Origin of the sequence: Streptomyces sp. CC224B (assembly GCF_030010595.1) — a bacterium.
In the GTDB taxonomy this organism is placed as follows: Bacteria; Actinomycetota; Actinomycetes; order Streptomycetales; family Streptomycetaceae; genus Streptomyces; species Streptomyces longispororuber.
In genome coordinates this window covers 76,229-92,467 of sequence record NZ_JASCXL010000004.1, presented here as the reverse complement: position 1 = coordinate 92,467, position 16,239 = coordinate 76,229, and the positions used below count along the sequence as shown (strand labels likewise).

Annotated in this window: 13 protein-coding genes; 6 read left to right on the top strand and 7 right to left on the bottom strand. The window is 74.9% G+C overall.

Going from position 1 to position 16,239, the window contains the following annotated elements:
* Positions 1-7 precede the first annotated feature (7 nt).
* The 3 genes from QK440_RS03050 to QK440_RS03040 all read left to right on the top strand — a co-directional run bounded on the left by QK440_RS03050 (position 8) and on the right by QK440_RS03040 (position 2,455).
* Positions 8-769, top strand: a complete 762-nt coding sequence (locus tag QK440_RS03050; RefSeq protein WP_282791344.1) for a TetR/AcrR family transcriptional regulator — start codon at positions 8-10, stop codon at positions 767-769.
* Positions 770-773: 4 nt separating this feature from the next.
* On the top strand, positions 774-1,076 hold the full coding sequence (locus QK440_RS03045; protein ID WP_282791343.1) for a hypothetical protein: 303 nt from the start codon (positions 774-776) through the stop codon (positions 1,074-1,076).
* A 251-nt stretch (positions 1,077-1,327) separates the two neighbouring features.
* The gene (locus QK440_RS03040) at positions 1,328-2,455 is read left to right on the top strand and encodes a C40 family peptidase (protein WP_282791342.1); all 1,128 of its coding nucleotides are present in this window, start codon (positions 1,328-1,330) and stop codon (positions 2,453-2,455) included.
* A gap of 49 nt (positions 2,456-2,504) precedes the next feature.
* Here the strand turns inward: QK440_RS03040 and QK440_RS03035 are convergent, their stop codons facing one another.
* From QK440_RS03035 to QK440_RS03015, 5 genes are all read right to left on the bottom strand, one after another.
* Positions 2,505-3,749 (bottom strand): styrene monooxygenase/indole monooxygenase family protein, encoded by a 1,245-nt coding sequence (locus QK440_RS03035; protein WP_282791341.1) that lies wholly within the window; start codon positions 3,747-3,749, stop codon positions 2,505-2,507.
* 185 nt (positions 3,750-3,934) lie between these two features.
* Entirely contained in the window at positions 3,935-4,588 is a 654-nt protein-coding gene (locus QK440_RS03030; protein WP_282791340.1) for an ATP/GTP-binding protein, read from the bottom strand.
* Positions 4,569-4,991 carry a DUF742 domain-containing protein gene (locus QK440_RS03025; RefSeq protein ID WP_282791339.1) on the bottom strand — a complete coding sequence of 141 codons (423 nt, stop codon included), beginning with the start codon at positions 4,989-4,991 and terminating at the stop codon, positions 4,569-4,571. Before QK440_RS03025 ends, QK440_RS03030 begins: the two co-directional genes overlap by 20 nt.
* Positions 4,988-5,455, bottom strand: a complete 468-nt coding sequence (locus QK440_RS03020; RefSeq protein WP_282791409.1) for a roadblock/LC7 domain-containing protein — start codon at positions 5,453-5,455, stop codon at positions 4,988-4,990. Before QK440_RS03020 ends, QK440_RS03025 begins: the two co-directional genes overlap by 4 nt.
* Positions 5,456-5,607: 152 nt before the next feature.
* Positions 5,608-8,580, bottom strand: coding sequence for a nitrate- and nitrite sensing domain-containing protein (locus QK440_RS03015; protein ID WP_282791408.1), 2,973 nt, complete (start codon positions 8,578-8,580; stop codon positions 5,608-5,610).
* Positions 8,581-9,880: 1,300 nt separating this feature from the next.
* On the opposite strand from QK440_RS03015, the gene QK440_RS03010 reads away from it, so the two are divergent.
* The gene (locus QK440_RS03010) at positions 9,881-10,726 is read left to right on the top strand and encodes a protein phosphatase 2C domain-containing protein (RefSeq protein ID WP_282791338.1); all 846 of its coding nucleotides are present in this window, start codon (positions 9,881-9,883) and stop codon (positions 10,724-10,726) included.
* Between the two features lie 225 nt (positions 10,727-10,951).
* On the opposite strand, the gene QK440_RS03005 is transcribed toward QK440_RS03010, so the two are convergent.
* Positions 10,952-11,446, bottom strand: coding sequence for a MarR family transcriptional regulator (locus QK440_RS03005; protein ID WP_282791337.1), 495 nt, complete (start codon positions 11,444-11,446; stop codon positions 10,952-10,954).
* A gap of 360 nt (positions 11,447-11,806) precedes the next feature.
* Between QK440_RS03005 and QK440_RS03000 the strand changes: the two genes are divergently transcribed.
* A complete protein-coding gene (locus tag QK440_RS03000; protein ID WP_282791336.1) occupies positions 11,807-12,646 on the top strand; it encodes a lysozyme in 840 nt (279 codons plus the stop codon).
* 89 nt (positions 12,647-12,735) lie between these two features.
* Here the strand turns inward: QK440_RS03000 and lon are convergent, their stop codons facing one another.
* Positions 12,736-15,153 (bottom strand): endopeptidase La, encoded by a 2,418-nt coding sequence (gene lon / locus QK440_RS02995; protein WP_282791335.1) that lies wholly within the window; start codon positions 15,151-15,153, stop codon positions 12,736-12,738.
* A gap of 365 nt (positions 15,154-15,518) precedes the next feature.
* On the opposite strand from lon, the gene QK440_RS02990 reads away from it, so the two are divergent.
* Positions 15,519-16,202 (top strand): GNAT family N-acetyltransferase, encoded by a 684-nt coding sequence (locus QK440_RS02990; protein WP_282791334.1) that lies wholly within the window; start codon positions 15,519-15,521, stop codon positions 16,200-16,202.
* Positions 16,203-16,239: the final 37 nt, after the last annotated feature.

Here is a 16,239-nt window from a genome sequence, read left to right as displayed (position 1 = left end):
GCGGGACATGACCGCAGCCGTCAGCCCCGCCCGCGCCTACCGGCGCCTGAGCGTCGAGGAGCGGCGGCGCCAGTTGCTCGACGCCGCCCTGTCGCTGTTCGCGCACCGCGCGCCCGACGAGGTGTCCCTCGACGACGTGGCGGAGGCGGCCGGGGTGTCGCGCCCCCTCGTCTACCGCTACTTCCCCGGCGGCAAGCTCCAGTTGTACGAGGCCGCGCTGCGGACCGCGGCCGAGGAGCTGGAGCAGTGCTTCGCCGAGCCGCAGGACGGCCCGCTGACGCGGCGCCTGGGGCGGGCCCTGGACCGGTACCTGGCGTTCGTCGACGAGCACGACGCCGGGTTCAGCGCGCTGCTCCAGGGCGGCAGCGTCGTGGAGACCTCCCGTACGACGGCCATAGTGGACCGCGTCCGCCGGTCGGCCCTCGCGCACATCCTGTCCCACATGGACCTCGACGAGGCACCCGGGCCGCGGCTGCGCACCACGGTGCGGATGTGGGTCACCGCCGTCGAGGCGGCCTCGCTGATCTGGCTCGACGAGGACAAGCAGCCGCCGCTGGACGAGCTGCGGGACCTGCTCGTGGAGCAGTTCGTGGCCCAGCTCGCGGCGGCTGCCGGGCGCGATCCGCAGACCGCGGAGGTGGTGCGGGACGCCCTCGCCCTGGAGAGCCCCGACGGGCCGGTGGGCGAGCTGGCGCGGCGGGTGCTCCCGGTGGTGGCGGACGCGGCCCGGATGGTGGCCGGGCCCGCGCCCGGGGGTGGCGCACACTGACCCTGTGAAGAGTGAAGACACCCCCTTCGTGGGCGGCCCGCTGGATGGCCGCGTGCTCCCGGTCCTGCTCGGCCCGACCGGCCACCCGCCCAAGGTCTACCGCGTCCCCGTCCCGGACGACGCGGGCGGCGAGCCCACGGTCCTCGTCTACCGGCGGGTGCCCGCCGGGCCCGCGAAGCGGTTCGGGCTGCACGGGGGCTGGCGGTACGAGTTCGACGCCGAGGGCCGGGCGGACGGCGGGGGGCTGCGGGACCTGAAGTGGCCCTGGTCCAAGCCGGGCCCTCCGGCCGGGCGGGGGGACGGCTGAGTCGTATGGGGCTGCGCCCCTCTCCCCCCTCGTCGGCACTCCGCGCCTCGTCCTCAAACGCCGGACGGGCTGACACCCCCACCCTGCGGGTGAGACAGCGTCGCGGTTCGGGCGCAACCCGCCGCGCCGGGGGCCCCTGGTTCGGGTGACGGCGTTGGGCCGACCGCTCAGCGCCGGCGGGCGGGCCCCCGGCCCCGGCCGGATGCTCACGGTGCGCGCCGGACGGCCCGGCCCGCGCCGGAGGTGATGTGGTGTCAGGACTGTTGCTGCGCTGGGCGTGCGCGGGTTCCGTGGTCTCCGCCCTGGTGGCCCCGCTCCCCCTGCTGCCCGTGGCGCACGCCGTACCCGCTCCCGAGAAGCGCTCGGTGACAGCCTTGCTGATGGACCTTCAGCGTCTCTACCGGGAAGCCGAGGAGTCCACCGAGACGTACAACGCCACCGAGGAGGAGCTCGCGGGGCAGCGCCGCCGGGTCGCCGACCTCAACCGCCGCCTCGCCGCGGCCCGTGCCGCGGCCCGTGACGGCCGCAGCGCCGCGGGCCGCCTCGCCCGGCAGCAGTACCAGAACAGCAGCATGGAGATCTCCTCCTACGTCCGGCTGCTGCTGGCCCGCAGCCCGCGCGGCGCCCTCGACCAGCGCCACGTGCTGCGGCGCGCCGCCGCCGACCGGGCCGCCACCGTCGCCCGCCTCACCGAGGGCGAGCGGAGGGCGGAGGCGCTCGCCCGGGCCGCCCGGCGCGCCCTCGGCGCGCAGGAGTCCCTGGCCCGGCGCCAGCAGGAGGCCCGCGACGGGGTGCGGGCCCGGCTGCACGAGGTCGAGGAGCTGCTGGCCTCCCTCACCGCCGCGGAGCTGGACGCGCTCGCCCGGGCCGAGCGGCGCGGCACGTCCGCCGCCCAGCGGCGGCTGGTCGCGTCCGGGGCGCTCGGGACGGCCGAGCCGGGCCGGGCGCCGTCGGCCAAGGGGGCGCGGGCGGTGCGGTACGCCCTGAAGCAGGTCGGCAAGCCGTACGCGTGGGGCGCGGAGGGGCCCGCGTCGTTCGACTGCTCGGGCCTCACGCAGCGCGCGTGGGACGCGGGCGGGCGGGACATCCCCCGCACCAGCCAGGAGCAGTGGGCGCGACTGCGGCGGGTGCCGCTGAGCCGGCTGCGCCCCGGGGACCTGGTCGTGTACTACCCCAAGGCCACCCACGTCGCGCTGTACGTGGGCGAGGGGAAGGTCGTGCACGCGCCTCGGCCCGGCACCCGGGTCCGGGTCTCGCCGATCGCGACGAACCCGGTCCTCGGGGCGGTGCGGCCCGACCCCAGGGCCCGGCCGGTGTCCGACTACCACCCGCCCAAGCTGCCGCCGGTCACCGGGACGGCGGCGGACGCCGTCCTGTGACCCCGCGCCCGGCCCCGCCCCGCGCGCCGGGCGGGCGGGGGCGGGCCTGCTACGCCCCGGCCGGGGCGGCGACCTCGGCGAGGTAGGCCTCGGTCAGGGCGGCGTCGTAGAAGAAGGCCTCGAAGTCGGCGGGGTCGTTGAACCCGTTCGCGAAGCGGTCGGCGACCGGCTGGAGCCCTCCCGCCGCGCCGAGGAGGGTGAGCACGTGCTCGGGCGGCGGCGCGAGCATCGCGTTGGTCCACTTCGTCACGTGCCGCGCCGTCTCCCAGTACCGGTCGAACGTCGCCTGCATCCACGCCTCGTCGAACGGGCGGTCGCCGTGGGCCACGATGGACGCCAGGTACGAGGCCGCGCACTTGGACGCCGAGTTGGAGCCCTGCCCGGTGATCGGGTCGTTGGCGACGACCACGTCGGCGACGCCGAGGACCAGGCCACCGCCGGGCAGCCGCCCGACCGGCTTGCGCACGGTGGGCGCGTACCGCCCGGCGAGCGTGCCGCCCGCGTCGGTCAGCTCGGCCTTCGTGGCGCGCGCGTACTCCCAGGGCAGGAACTTTCGCAGCAGGTCGAGGGTGACGGCGAGGTGTTCCCGCGGGTCCTTGATGCCCTGGAAGACGTCCAGGGGGCCGCCGGGGACGCCCTCCCAGAACAGGATGTCCGCCCGGCCGGACGTCGTGAGCGTCGGCATCACGAACAGCTCGCCGACCCCGGGCACGAGGTTGCAGCGGACCGCGTCGAACTCGGGGTGCTCGGGGCGCGGCCCGAGCCCGTGGACGTAGGCGACGGCCAGCGCCCGCTGCGGCGCGTCGTACGGGGAGCGGGACGCGTCGCGCTCGAACATCGACACCAGCTCGCCCTTGCCCGCCGACACCAGGACCAGGTCGTAGGTGCGGGAGAAGTAGTCGAGGTCGGAGACCGCCGCGCCGTGGACGACGAGCTGGCCGCCGCGCCCGGCGAACGTCTCCATCCAGCCGGCCATCTTGACGCGCTGGTCGACGGACTGGGCGTAGCCGTCGAGCCTGCCGACCCAGTCGATGATCCGGCCGGAGTCGGGGCCCGCGACGGAGACACCGACGCCCTCGATCCTCGGGGCCTGCGACTCCCAGAAGTTGAGTCCCAGGTCGCGCTCGTGCTGGAGCGCGGTGTGGAACATGCACTGCGTGGACATCACCCGCCCGGACCGCACCTCGTCGGCCGTGCGGTTGGTCATCAGCGTGACCTCGTACCCCCGCGACTGGAGTCCGAGCGCGAGCTGGAGACCGGACTGCCCGGCTCCGACGACGAGTATCTTCCGCATGCGGGTCCTTTCACTTCACTGAACGCTGTACGAATCGGCGGACCGACGTGGCGGCGTGCCGACGTGGCGACGGGCCGGTGTGGTGGGGTGGCGGTGTGGTGGGGTGGCGACGTGCCGGTGTCGTGGTGTGGGGCCGGTGCCGGGTGCCGTCGGGGCGCGGGGCGGGCCGGGGCCCGGGGCGGGCGTCAGTCGGGCGGTGTCTCGTCCAGCACGTGTCCCACCAGCGCGAGCAGCGAGTCGATCACGGAGGTCCGCTCGCGCGCGTCCATGATCAGGACGGGTATCCGGTCGGCCACGGTCAGCGCCTCGCGGACGTCCTCCGCCTCGTACCGCTCGGAGCCCTCGAAGTGGTTGACGGCCACGACGCACGGCAGCCCGCAGCTCTCGAAGTAGTCGAGCGCCGGGAAGCAGTCGGTCAGGCGGCGGGTGTCGGCGAGGACGACCCCGCCGATCGCGCCGCGCACCAGGTCGTCCCACATGAACCAGAAGCGCTGCTGGCCCGGCGTGCCGAACAGGTACAGGACGAGGTCGTCGGCCAGCGTGATCCGGCCGAAGTCCATCGCGACCGTGGTCGTGGTCTTGGCCGGGGTGGCGCTCAGGTCGTCCGTCGCGGCGCTGGCCTGCGTCATCAGCGCCTCGGTCCGCAGCGGTGTGATCTCGGAGACCGCCGTGACGAGCGTCGTCTTGCCCACGCCGAAGCCGCCCGCGACCACGATCTTCGTGGCGAGCGGCGCCCGGTCGCGCTCCAACTGCCAGGGCTGGACGCCTTCCTCGCCGTCGAGCAGCTCCTGGACCTGCGTGATCGGTGACGGTGAGGTCTCAGAGACCGCGGAGCCCATGCAGCACCCTTTCCAGCACGGCGCGGTCCGGGCGCCCGGGCCCGTGGCCCGTTCCGTACACGCGGATCCTTCCCTGGTCGGCGAGGTCGCTGAGCAGTACGCGCACCACGCCGAGCGGCATCTTCAGGAGTGCGGCCACCTCGGCGACCGTACGCATGCGGCGGCACAGTTCGACGATCGCCCGCAGCTCCGGCATCACCCGGGAGGCCGGCGCGTCGCCGCGCCCCACCTCGCGCCGCTCCCCCGCCGCTTCGAGCGCCGCGGTGGCCGCCACGAACGTCTCGACGAGGAGCACATGGCCGAAGCGGGTACGTCCGCCGGTGAGCGAGTACGGGCGCACCCGGGCGGGCTTGCGGTCGGCGCCCCGGACGGGCAGCCCGGAGGCCGCCGCGCCCGCGCTCATCCGGCGTCCCCGTGCGACTGCCGCAGCTCGCTGCGGAGTTCGGGGGTGAGGAGGTGTCCGGCGCGGCCCACGAACAGAGCCATGTGGTACGCGACGACGCTCATGTCGCAGTCGGGCGCCGCGTGCACGCCGAGCAGGGAGCCGTCGCTGATCGCCATCACGACGAGGCTGCCCTCGGCCATGGCGACGACCGTCTGCTTGACCGTTCCGCCGTCCATGAGCCGGGCCGCGCCGAGGGTGAGGCTGCCGAGCCCGGAGACGATGGTGGCGAGGTCGGCGCTGGAGCCGCGGGGGCCGATGGGGCGGTGGGCCGGGCGGCGCTCGGCGTTGCGGTCGGGGTCGGAGGAGAGCAGCAGCAGGCCGTCGGACGAGACGACGGCCACCGAGCGGATGCCGGGGACCTCCTCGACGAGGTTCGTCAGCAGCCAGTGGAGGTTGCGGGCCTCACTGCTCAGGCCGTGCACGGCGGGGGCGGGGGCGTCGTGCGGAGCGGGGCCGGACGCCTCGTGCGGCTGCGGGGCCTTCTCGGGCTTGTCGGCTTCCGGGGCCCCGGGCGGAGCGGACTCCTGGGGCTTCGCGGTCCGGGCGGAAGAACCGGGTGTGCGCATGGGCGCAGTCAACTGCTTGCCTCCTCGACTGGGTCCCCCGGTACGTCTGCGGCATGTGCGGTGCCTACGGCGTCCGACACGGTGGTGTCGTCGGCTGCGGGCGCGGTGGCGGTGTCGCGGGCGGTGGTCGCGCCGCCCGTGGTGGTGGCGCCGCCCGTGGTGGTGGCGCCGCCCGTGGTCGCGGTGGTGCGGGCGGTCGCCGGGGTGCCCGTGGTGGCGGGCGTCCCGGCGGTGGTGTCGGCGAGTTCGGCCTCCGCGTCGCGCCGGCCGCTCGCGGCGCCGCGCTGGAAGCCGCCGAGGCGGCGCCGCAGTTCCTCGGCGTCGACGGCCCCGGGGCGCGCGGGCCTGTCCGGCCCGGCGCCCGCGAGCGGGCTGGTCCTCGGGGTGCGCTTGGGCAGGCCCTTGGCGGTGAAGCGCGGCGGCTTCGGCTGCTCCGGTTCCTCCGGCTGCTCTGCCTGGGGGGCGTCCGGAGGGCCGGGGTGGCCGGGGTGGTCGTCCTCGGGCGTGGCGGCGTGGTCGGGCTCGGGTTCCCGCGGGCGGTCGCCGCCGAGGGCCGGGAGCAGGAGTTCCATGGTGGTCTCGGCGAGGGCGGTCTCGGCCGCCGCGACCAGCGGGTCCGGGTCCGGCGCCGCCTCGGGCTCGGGCGCGGACTCCGGCTCGGCCTTGGACGCGGGCTCCGGCTCGGACGCGGGCTCCGGCTCCAGCTGCGGCTGCGGCTGCGGCTGCGGCTGCGGCTGCGGCTGCGGCTGCGGCTGCGGCTGCGGCTGCGGCAGGGTCGCGTCCCGCTCGCCGTCGCGGGCGGCGGGCACGGCGGCGCGGGGCACCACACCGGAGGGCGCCCCGTCGGAGGGAGCCTGGCCGGAGGGCGCCTCGTCGGAGGGCGTCCCGTCGGAGGGCACCACACCGGAGGGCACCTCGCCGGAGGGCGCCGTACCGGAGGCAGCCGTACCGGAAGGCACCGCGCCGGACGGCGACGGCGTCGCGGGCGGTTCGGTGAGGATGCCGGCGGGGAGCACCACGACGGCGGCCACACCGCCCTGCTTCTGCTCGCGCAGCCGCACCCGCGCCCCGTGGCGGGCCGCGAGCCGGGCCACCACGTACAGGCCGAGTCCGAGGCCGTCACCGTTCTCGTGCTCGTAGGCGTCGTCGGCGGAGAACTCGGCGAGCCGCGCGTTCAGCTCCCGCAGCCGGTCGACGCCCGCGCCGATGCCCTCGTCCTGCACGGAGAGCATGACCTCGCCGTTCTCGAGGAGCCAGCCGGACACCTCGACGGGGGCCTCGGGCGGCGAGAACGACGTGGCGTTCTCCAACAGCTCCGCCACCAGGTGGCTGATGTCGTCCGCCGCGAAGCCCGCCAGGTGGATGCCCGGCGGCAGCGCGGCGATGCGGACGCGCTCGTACCGCTCGATCTCGCTGACCGCGGCGCGGACGACGTCGACGAGCGGCACCGGGCCCGTGTGCTGGTGGCCGTGGTCGGCGCCCGCGAGGACGAGGAGGTTCTCGCTGTGGCGGCGCGTGACGGTGGCGAGGTGGTCGAGCTTGAAGAGCGTGGCGAGCCGGTCGGGGTCCTGCTCCCGCTCCTCCAGGTGCTCGATGACCGCGAGCTGCCGCTCGACCAGGCCGAGGGTGCGCAGCGTGAGGTGGACGAACGTGCCCTGGATGCCGCGGCGCGCCCGGTCCAGGCGCGCGGCGGCCTCGGTGAGCTCGGCGCGCAGCGCGTCGCGCTCGTCGGCCATCGCCTGGCGCGCGTCGGCCATCGTCTGGCGCTGCCCGATCAGGTGCTTGCGGTCCGCCTCCAGGGTGCCGAGCCGCTCCTGGAGCGCGACGGCGTGACCGTGGAGCGCGTTGACGGACCGTACGACCGCGGCGAACTCGTCGTCGCGGCCGGTGAACCGCACCGGCTCCTCGGCCGCGGGCGCCCCCGCCACCCGGGCCGCGCCGAGCCGCAGGGCGGCCAGCGGGCGGGTGAGCGAGCGGGCGGTCGCCATGCCCACGCCGACGGCGGCGAGCAGGAGCACGCCGACCAGCGCGATCCTGATCTCCAGGGCGGTGACGTCGTCGTCGCGCAGCCCGGCGAGGCTCTTCGTACGGTCGGTGGCGAGCGCGTTCTCGACGCCGCGCATCGCCTCCAGACGCGCGGACAGGGCGGTGTCCACCTTGCGGCGGTCCAGGCGCTGGTCGGCGGCGGACAGCTCGGGCCGGTCGGTGAGGCGCTCCAGGTACTGCTCGGCGGTGGTCACGTCGGAGCCCGTGACCACCGTCTGGTAGGCGGTGCGGGCCGCGTCGGGGGCGGCGTCCTGGAAGTCGGCGAGCGCGGCCAGCTCCCGTACGCGGGCCTGCTGCGCGGCGGCGGCGAGGTCGTCGCGCTGCCGGTCCTCCGCGCCGGAGCCGGCGGCCGACGTGGGCAGCCCGGTGACCGGGTCGAGGGTGCCGCCCGCACTGGCCCGCGGCACGGCGAGGGCGGCGAGGAGCAGGCCGCGCGCGGCGCCCGCCTGGTCGACGGCGTGGTCGAGGTCGGCGAGCGCGTAGGCACCGGAGCCCGCGCGCGGGGGCAGCTTCTCGGCCAGCTCGCGGGTCAGGGCGTGGAGTTCGGTGATGGCCTTGGCGTACGCCTTGTGGGCGTCCAGGGCACTGCCCTTGCCGGTGAGCGCGGAGCGGCGCACGGCGGCGAGGCCCGCGAGGTCGCGGCGGAGCCCGGAGGTGACGGAGCTGTTGGTGTTCGCGTCGGCGGCGGCCTCGCGCAGCTCCTCGATCTGCCGGTCCACGCGGGCGCCGCGGCTCTCGGAGGGCCCCTTGCCGTCGGGGCAGCCGGCGGCGATGTAGGCGGTGACCTCGTCGCGCTCGTCGGCCAGCGAGTGGCTCAGCGTGAGGGCTTGCCGGGTCAGCTGGGAGAGCGTGACGAGGCTCTGTGAGTCGTTCAGGTCACCGGACGCGGCGACGATCGCGGGCGCCCCGGCCCCTGCCACGGCGGCGGCGACCACGGCGACGGCCCCGATGAGCCGGTTGCGGACACGGGCCTTGGGGGGGCGGGGTGGCTGGGGGGTGCCCTTGGCAGGGGCGTCCTTGGCAGGGGCGTCCTTGGCGGGGGCGTCCTTAGCCGCGGTCGTGCCCTTGGCCGGAGCCGGGGCGGTGCCCTTCGCGGGAGCGGTGGCCTTGGCCGGAGCCGGAGTGGCGTCCTTCGCCGGAGCGGTGCCCTTCGCCGGAGCCGGGGTGGCGGCCTTCGCGGGAGCGGTGCCCTTCGCCGGAGCCGGGGTGGCGTCCTTCGCCGGAGTTGCGTGCTGCGCGGGGGCGGACGCGGCCGGGAGAGCGCTGTGGCCGGTGGCGTGCTGGGGGACGCCGGTGGTCTGCCCAGGGCTGCCCGCGGCGGCGCCCTCCTGGGGGGTGCGGGGGTTCTGGGCGTCGCGGGCCGCTCGGGCCGCACGGGCAGCTCGCGCCGCGCGGGCGGCACGGGCCGAGGACGCCGAGGGCCGCGCGTCCGCGGGGTCCTGCGGCTCCCCGGGCACGGAAGCGGAAGCGGCGGCGCCGGGCTCCGATGCAGCAGGGGCTGCGGACGTGTCAGACGCCCCGGCCGCAGCGGAGGCTCCGGACGGGGAGCTACCGACGGACAAGGAAGAGGACCCGGACGGGGCGGAGGTCCCGGACGGACTGCATGCCTTCGACGGGGCGGAGGCCCGAGATGGACTGAAGGAGTCCGACGGAGCGGAGGCCCGAGACGGACTGGAGGACTCCGGCAGGGCGGAGGCCCGAGACGGGCTGGGGGACCCCGAGGAGGCGGAGGACCCGGACGGGGCGACGGCCCCCGACGAGGTCGAGGGGCCGGAGGGACCGGAGGGAGGGGTCGCGCCCGGTCTGGCCCTTCCCGGGGCCTGCTGGCTGCCTTCGCGCCGAGGCCGCATTTCTTGCACCGGTGCTCGCATTCCTGTTTTCGTCTGCCCTAGGGCCCCGGTGACGATCCGTCAACGCGAGCGCTCCGACCCGGACCCTGACCTTGCCAGACGATTCCAGTGCCGGTGCGCGGCAGTCTCGCATCGTCTGCCTGGCCACCTGAAGGAGTGAACCCCGTCCCGGAGTTGGCGGGCAAGTCACACCGCCCGCCGCCCGGGCCGCAGGCGGTGGGCCGGTTGGACGTCCGTGGTCGGCTTTGGCAGGATGCGCCGCCACACCCCGACGGAGCCGTTGGTTCCGGCTGATTTCCACCGCCCTGACCACCGCGCCGGACCGCCCCGCGCCGCCCGCCCGCCCTCCCGCGGGCCCGCCCCCGGCCTCGGGCAGACTGACCGGATGCGCATCGAACTGGCCACCGAGCCCGGCGACCCGGAACGCCCCAACGAGGACTACGCGTCGGTAGCGCTGCCCGCGTCCGGACAGGGCGGAACACTGGTCCTGCTCGACGGCGTGACACCCCCGACCGGCGCCGTCGGCTGTCTGCATTCCGTCCCCTGGTTCACGGCGCGCCTGGGCGGCGCGCTGGGCGAACTGTCCGTTTCACGACCGGACCTGACGCTCCCTGAGGTCCTCGCCGAGGCCATCTCCCGTACAGCAGACGCCCACCGTGACACCTGTGACCTTTCTCACCCACGAACGCCGCAGGCAACCGTGGTCCTCGCGCGGTGGGACGCGGAGCGCGTCACCCACCTGGTCCTGTCCGACTCGGCACTGCTCCTGGCCGGCCCGGGCGGCGAGGTCGAGCCGGTCCTCGACCGGCGCCTCGACGAGCTGCCGGCCGCCGTCCGCGAACTGCGCGACGCCGTACGGGCCCTGCCGCGCGGCTCGGCCGAACGGCAGGCGCTGGGGCGTGAGTACGCGGCCGCCGTCGAGGCCCTGCGGAACGCGGAGGGCGGCTTCTACACCGCCGCCGCCGACCCCACGGCCGCCGCCCGCGCGGTCACCGGGGAGCTGCCCCGCTCCGCCGTCACGGCCCTCGCCGCGCTCACGGACGGCGCCGGGCGCTGGGTCGAGACGTTCCGGGAGGGCGACTGGACGGACTGCTTCACCCTCCTGCGCAAGGACGGCCCGCGGGGACTGGTGGAGCGTGTACGGGAGTTGGAGGCGGCGGACCCGGACGGCACGACGTACCCGCGCGGCAAACGGCACGACGACGCGGCGGTGGTGTACGCGGAACTGTGACGGCACTCTGCCCCGAGGGGCGCACGCCCCACGCGCACACCTCTTCGCGCACACCTCTTCGCGCACGCCTCCTCGCGCACATCCCCTGGCGCACATCTCCTCGGACGCGCTCCTCGGGTGCGCCCCCGCTCCGCCCGCGGCCGACAAGGCGCCTTAGCCACTGACGGCGGCCCAGGCCGCGGCCCTGGCTGTGGGCCCGGCTGCGTCCCCTGCCGCGGCCGCGGGTCAGAACTCGGCCCGCGCGTTGAGCTGCCGCAGCAGCCGGGCCAGCTCGGCGACCTCGTTCCGGTCCCACCCGGCGAGCTGCCGGACGTACCGCTCCCGCCGCCCCCGGCGCACCGTGCGGAACCGCGCCCGCCCCTCGTCCGTGAGCCGCACGAGCCAGGCCCTGCCGTCGGCCGGGTCCGGCTCCCGCGTGACCAGGCCCAACTGCTCCAGCGCCCGGAGCTGCCGGCTCATCGTGGCCTTGCCGACGCCGATGAACGCGGCCAGGTCCGTGGCCCGCCGCGGCCCGGACTCGTCCAGGAAGGCGAGCAGCCCGTACGCGGCGGGCTCCAGGTCGGGGTGGACCTGGCGGGCCATCTCGCCGGACGAGGCCCGGGCCCGGCGCAGGAGCAGCGTCAGCTCCCGCTCCAGGGCGAGGAACTCGGGGTCCACACCGCCGCCCCGCTCCGCCTCCTCCGTACCGGTTGCGTCGCCGTGGCGCGCGTCCTCACGCATGTCAGCACCCCTGCCGCACTTTCCCGCTCCTGAAAGTTTCCGCCGACCGCGGACATCGCCGCAGCTCGCCCAGTATTTCGCAGGCATAGACCATCGGCGGTCACGAGCACCCCTTCCCCTCCCCTGCTCTACGTGCGTAGCGTCATACATGACATGTCCACACCAGTCAGGTGGCACGCCCACGCCGGTGACGAGGTCGACGCGTACCGGCCCCCGTGCCCCCGCCCCCACGGCCTGATCCCGTGACATGTCGACAGGTCCCCCCACCGAGTCCCGTACGCCACGCCGGTGACGCGTGCCTTCCCCCTGGGGCCACGCCGTGCGCCGTACGGACTCCACGAGGCCTTTCGGAGGCACGCTATGCCCGTGCACAGACCCGGTACGGCCCGCCGCGAACACCACGCCGCGGGCGTTCTCCTCGCAGTCCTGTCCGCCCTGGCCCTCCTGATCACCCTGCCCGGCGCCGCCCGGTCCGCCGACGGTGAGAACGTCCCGCCCCGCGGCAGCGCCCGGATGGGGCAGGGCGTCGTCGAACACGACGGCCAGGGCGGTCAGCCGCGCGGCGGCGACGCCGTACAGACGGAAGGTGTCGACGTCAGCAGCCACCAAGGCAACGTCAACTGGTCGGCGCTGTGGAACAGCGGCGTCCGGTGGGCGTACGTGAAGGCGACGGAGGCCACCTCCTACCGCAACCCGTACTTCGCCCAGCAGTACACCGGCTCGTACAACATCGGCATGATCCGCGGCGCCTACCACTTCGCCACCCCGGACACCTCCAGCGGCACCGCCCAGGCCAACTACTTCGTGGACAACGGCGGCGGCTGGTCCCGCGACGGCAAGACGCTGCCCGGCGCGCTCGACATCGAGTGGAACCCCTACGGCGCGGCCTGCTTCGGCAAGTCCCAGAGCGCCATGGTGAGCTGGATCCGCGACTTCCTGGCCACCTACAAGGCGCGCACCGGGCGTGACGCGGTGATCTACACGGCCACCAGCTGGTGGAAGCAGTGCACGGGCAACTACGCCGGCTTCGGCTCCGCCAACCCGCTGTGGATCGCGCGCTACGACGTCAGCCCCGGCGAGCTCCCCGCCGGCTGGGGCTTCCACACCATGTGGCAGTACACCTCCTCCGGCCCGATCGTCGGCGACCACAACAAGTTCAACGGCGCCTACGACCGCCTCCAGGCCCTGGCCACCGGCTGATCCCGGCCCGGCCCGGGGCTCCACCGCGGAGCCCCGGGCCGGTCCCTGTCCGCCGCGCCCGTCACGCCGCGCCCGTCACGCCGCGCCCCTCACGCCGCGGCCGGAACCTTCACCTCCGCCGGGGTCAGCGCCAGCTCCAGGACCTGCCGGACGTCCGTCACCGCGTGGACGTCGAGCTTGTCCAGGACCTCGGCGGGGACGTCGTCCAGGTCCGGCTCGTTCCGCTTCGGGATGACCACCGTGGTGATCCCGGCGCGGTGCGCGGCGAGCAGCTTCTGCTTGACGCCGCCGATGGGCAGCACCCGCCCGGTCAGCGAGACCTCCCCGGTCATCGCCACATCCGTACGCACCAGGCGGCCGCTGAGCAGCGACGCGAGCGCCGTCGTCATGGTGACGCCCGCGCTCGGCCCGTCCTTGGGCACCGCGCCCGCCGGGAAGTGGATGTGCACGCCCCGGTCCTTCAGGTCGCCGACGGGCAGCTCCAGCTCGGCGCCGTGGGAGCGCAGGAAGGAGAGCGCGATCTGCGCGGACTCCTTCATCACGTCCCCGAGCTGGCCGGTGAGCGTCAGCCCGGCCGCGCCGGTCTCCGGGTCGGCGAGGGACGCCTCGACGAACAGCACGTCGCCGCCCGCCCCGGTGACCGCGAGCCCCGTGGCCACCCCGGGCACCGAAGTGCGCCGCTCGGCGGGGTCCTGCGCCGACTCCGGCACGTGGTGCGGCCGCCCGATGAGGTCCCGCAGGTCGTCCGCCCCGATCGTGAGGGGCAGCTCCCGCTCCCCCAGCTCGTGCTGCGCCGCGACCTTGCGCAGCAGCCGGGCGACGGAGCGCTCCAGGTTGCGCACGCCGGCCTCGCGCGTGTACTCCCCGGCGAGCTTGCGCAGCGCGCCCTCGTCGACGGTCACCTCGCCGGAGCCGAGCCCGGCCCGGTCGAGCTGGCGCGGCACCAGGTGGTCCCGGGCGATGACGACCTTCTCGTCCTCGGTGTAGCCGTCCAGCCGGACCAGCTCCATGCGGTCGAGCAGGGCCTCCGGGATGGCTTCGAGGACGTTGGCCGTCGCCAGGAAGACCACGTCGCTCAGGTCCAGCTCGACTTCCAGGTAGTGGTCGCGGAACGTGTGGTTCTGCGCGGGGTCGAGCACTTCGAGGAGCGCGGCCGCCGGGTCGCCCCGGAAGTCCGAGCCCACCTTGTCGATCTCGTCGAGGAGCACCACCGGGTTCATGGACCCGGCCTCCTTGATGGCCCGCACGATCCGGCCCGGCAGGGCGCCCACGTAGGTGCGCCGGTGCCCGCGGATCTCCGCCTCGTCCCGCACGCCGCCGAGCGCCACCCGCACGAACTTGCGCCCCATGGCGTGCGCCACCGACTCGCCCAGCGAGGTCTTGCCGACACCGGGCGGCCCGACGAGCGCGAGCACCGCCCCGCCGCGGCGGCCCCCGACCACGCCCATGCCGCGGTCCGCCCGCCGCTTGCGCACCGCCAGGTACTCGGTGATCCGCTCCTTCACGTCCTGCAGCCCCGCGTGCTCCGCGTCGAGGACCTCCTGCGCGCCCTTGATGTCGTACGCGTCCTCGGTCCGCTCGGTCCACGGCAGTTCGAGGACCGTGTCCAGCCAGGTGCGGATCCAGGAGCCCTCCGGCGACTGGTCGCTCGCGCGCTCCAGCTTCTCGACCTCCTTCAGGGCCGCTTCCCGGACGTGCTCGGGCAGGTCCGCGGCCTCCACGCGGGCGCGGTAGTCGTCGGACTCGTCCTCGCCGTCCTTGCCGTTGAGCTCACGCAGCTCCTTGCGCACGGCCTCGAGCTGCCGCCGCAGCAGGAACTCCCGCTGCTGCTTGTCCACGCCCTCCTGGACGTCCTTGGCGATCGACTCGGCGACGTCCTGCTCGGCCAGGTGCTCCCGGAGCTGCCGGGTCGCCAGCTTCAGCCGGGCCGTCGGATCCTCGGTCTCCAGCAGCTCGACCTTCTGCTCGGTGGTGAGGAAGGGCGAGTACCCGGAGTTGTCGGCGAGCGCCGAGACGTCGTCGATCTGCTGCACCCGGTCGACGACCTGCCAGGCCCCGCGCTTCTTCAGCCAGCTCGTGGCCAGGGCCTTGTACTCCTTGACCAGCTCGACCGTGGCCCCGGGCAGCGGATCCGGCACGGTCTCCTCGACCTGGGTGCCCTCCACCCACAGCGCGGCGCCCGGTCCGGTCGTACCCGCCCCGATGCGCACCCGGCCGCGCCCGCGGATCAGGGCCCCCGGGTCACCGTCCGCCAGCCGCCCCACCTGCTCGACCGTGCCCAGCACGCCCATCGCGGCGTACGTCCCGTCGATGCGCGGAACAAGCAGCACCGTCGGCTTGCTGCTCCTCCCACTGGACCTCGCGGCGGCCTGGGCCGCCTCCACCGCGGCCCGCACGTCGGGGTCGGACAGGTCGAACGGCACCACCATGCCGGGCAGCACGACCTCGTCGTCGAGCGGCAGCACGGGCAGAGCGAGCGGTGTGTGATCCGTGGACTCAGCAGCCATGATCTCCCCTTCAGCATTCAAGTTGAGCTATACCGACTCAATGCTTGTGAGCCTTCGAATGTTCCCTGGGCGTGTTCGCTGTGAGCGATCACGTGGGGAGCCCGCGAGGCCACCCTTCCGTAATAATCAATAGCGGTTAGCAACTATTACGTGTTAGAGATGCACGCAGTGGTCGGCACTTACTCGCGCCGATGCCTGCCCGTGCCGCCCGGGAGGGGACTTCCTTGACCAGCACCGCCAGCGACACCAGCGCCACCAGCGCCACCAGCACGACGACTCCGATCCATCCGACGGGTTCGGCGGACCCGGCGGCCACGTCGGGTACAGCTACTGCTGCGGGTACGGCGACGGCAGGGGCAGGGGGCGTGGCCGGTCCAGCGGTTCTGGGTGACTCAGAGGTCGTGCGGGCCTGGGTCGACGGGTGGGTCGTCTCGCGCGGGGCGGCCCCTCCCGTCCTGGAGCCCTGGGGCTACACGATCCACGTCGGTCAGGTCCGACATCCCTCCCGTCATGTCTTCGGTGCGGTCAACGCCGCCGTCCAGGAAGCCGACGTGCGCACGGTGGCGGCTGCGGTCTCGGGTGCGGACATCTGGGTGAAGGTGTTCGACGCCCCGGCCCGGGTTGCGCCCTGGTTCGGCCCCGAGTGGTGGATCGACCCGGAGGACGGCTACCTGATGACCTTGGCCCTGGCACCGGTGGCCCCACAGCGCCTGGTGGCACCGGAGGAATACCGGCTGCACACATGGACGCGCGGCGGCGTCGTACGTGCCATGGTCACCACGGCCGACGGCTCCTGGGCGGCCCGCGGCCAGATCGCCCCCACGGGCCGCACCGCGGTCGCCGACCAGATCGAGACCTCCCCGGCGCACCGCCGCCGCGGGCTCGGCAGTCTGGTCATGCGCACACTCCAGGCTGCCGCGTTCGAACAGGGCTGCGAGGTCGGCGTCCTGGCTGGGACGGTGGAGGGCCGCGCGCTGTACGAGTCACTCGGCTGGCAGGTGGTAGCTCCTCTCACCAGCGCCCGACGCAAAGGCCCGGACGAGTCCTGACCCGCGCTTCCTCCACCTCGGGCCATCCGTTGGCGGT

Coding starts and splice junctions, on each gene's coding strand:
- QK440_RS03050 (WP_282791344.1), top strand. CDS start 8: ATGACCGCAGCCGTCAGCCCCGCCCGCGCCTACCGGCGCCTGAGCGTC.
- QK440_RS03035 (WP_282791341.1), bottom strand. CDS start 3,749: ATGCGGAAGATACTCGTCGTCGGAGCCGGGCAGTCCGGTCTCCAGCTC.
- QK440_RS03030 (WP_282791340.1), bottom strand. CDS start 4,588: ATGGGCTCCGCGGTCTCTGAGACCTCACCGTCACCGATCACGCAGGTC.
- QK440_RS03025 (WP_282791339.1), bottom strand. CDS start 4,991: ATGAGCGCGGGCGCGGCGGCCTCCGGGCTGCCCGTCCGGGGCGCCGAC.
- QK440_RS03010 (WP_282791338.1), top strand. CDS start 9,881: ATGCGCATCGAACTGGCCACCGAGCCCGGCGACCCGGAACGCCCCAAC.
- QK440_RS03005 (WP_282791337.1), bottom strand. CDS start 11,446: ATGCGTGAGGACGCGCGCCACGGCGACGCAACCGGTACGGAGGAGGCG.
- QK440_RS03000 (WP_282791336.1), top strand. CDS start 11,807: ATGCCCGTGCACAGACCCGGTACGGCCCGCCGCGAACACCACGCCGCG.
- lon (WP_282791335.1), bottom strand. CDS start 15,153: ATGGCTGCTGAGTCCACGGATCACACACCGCTCGCTCTGCCCGTGCTG.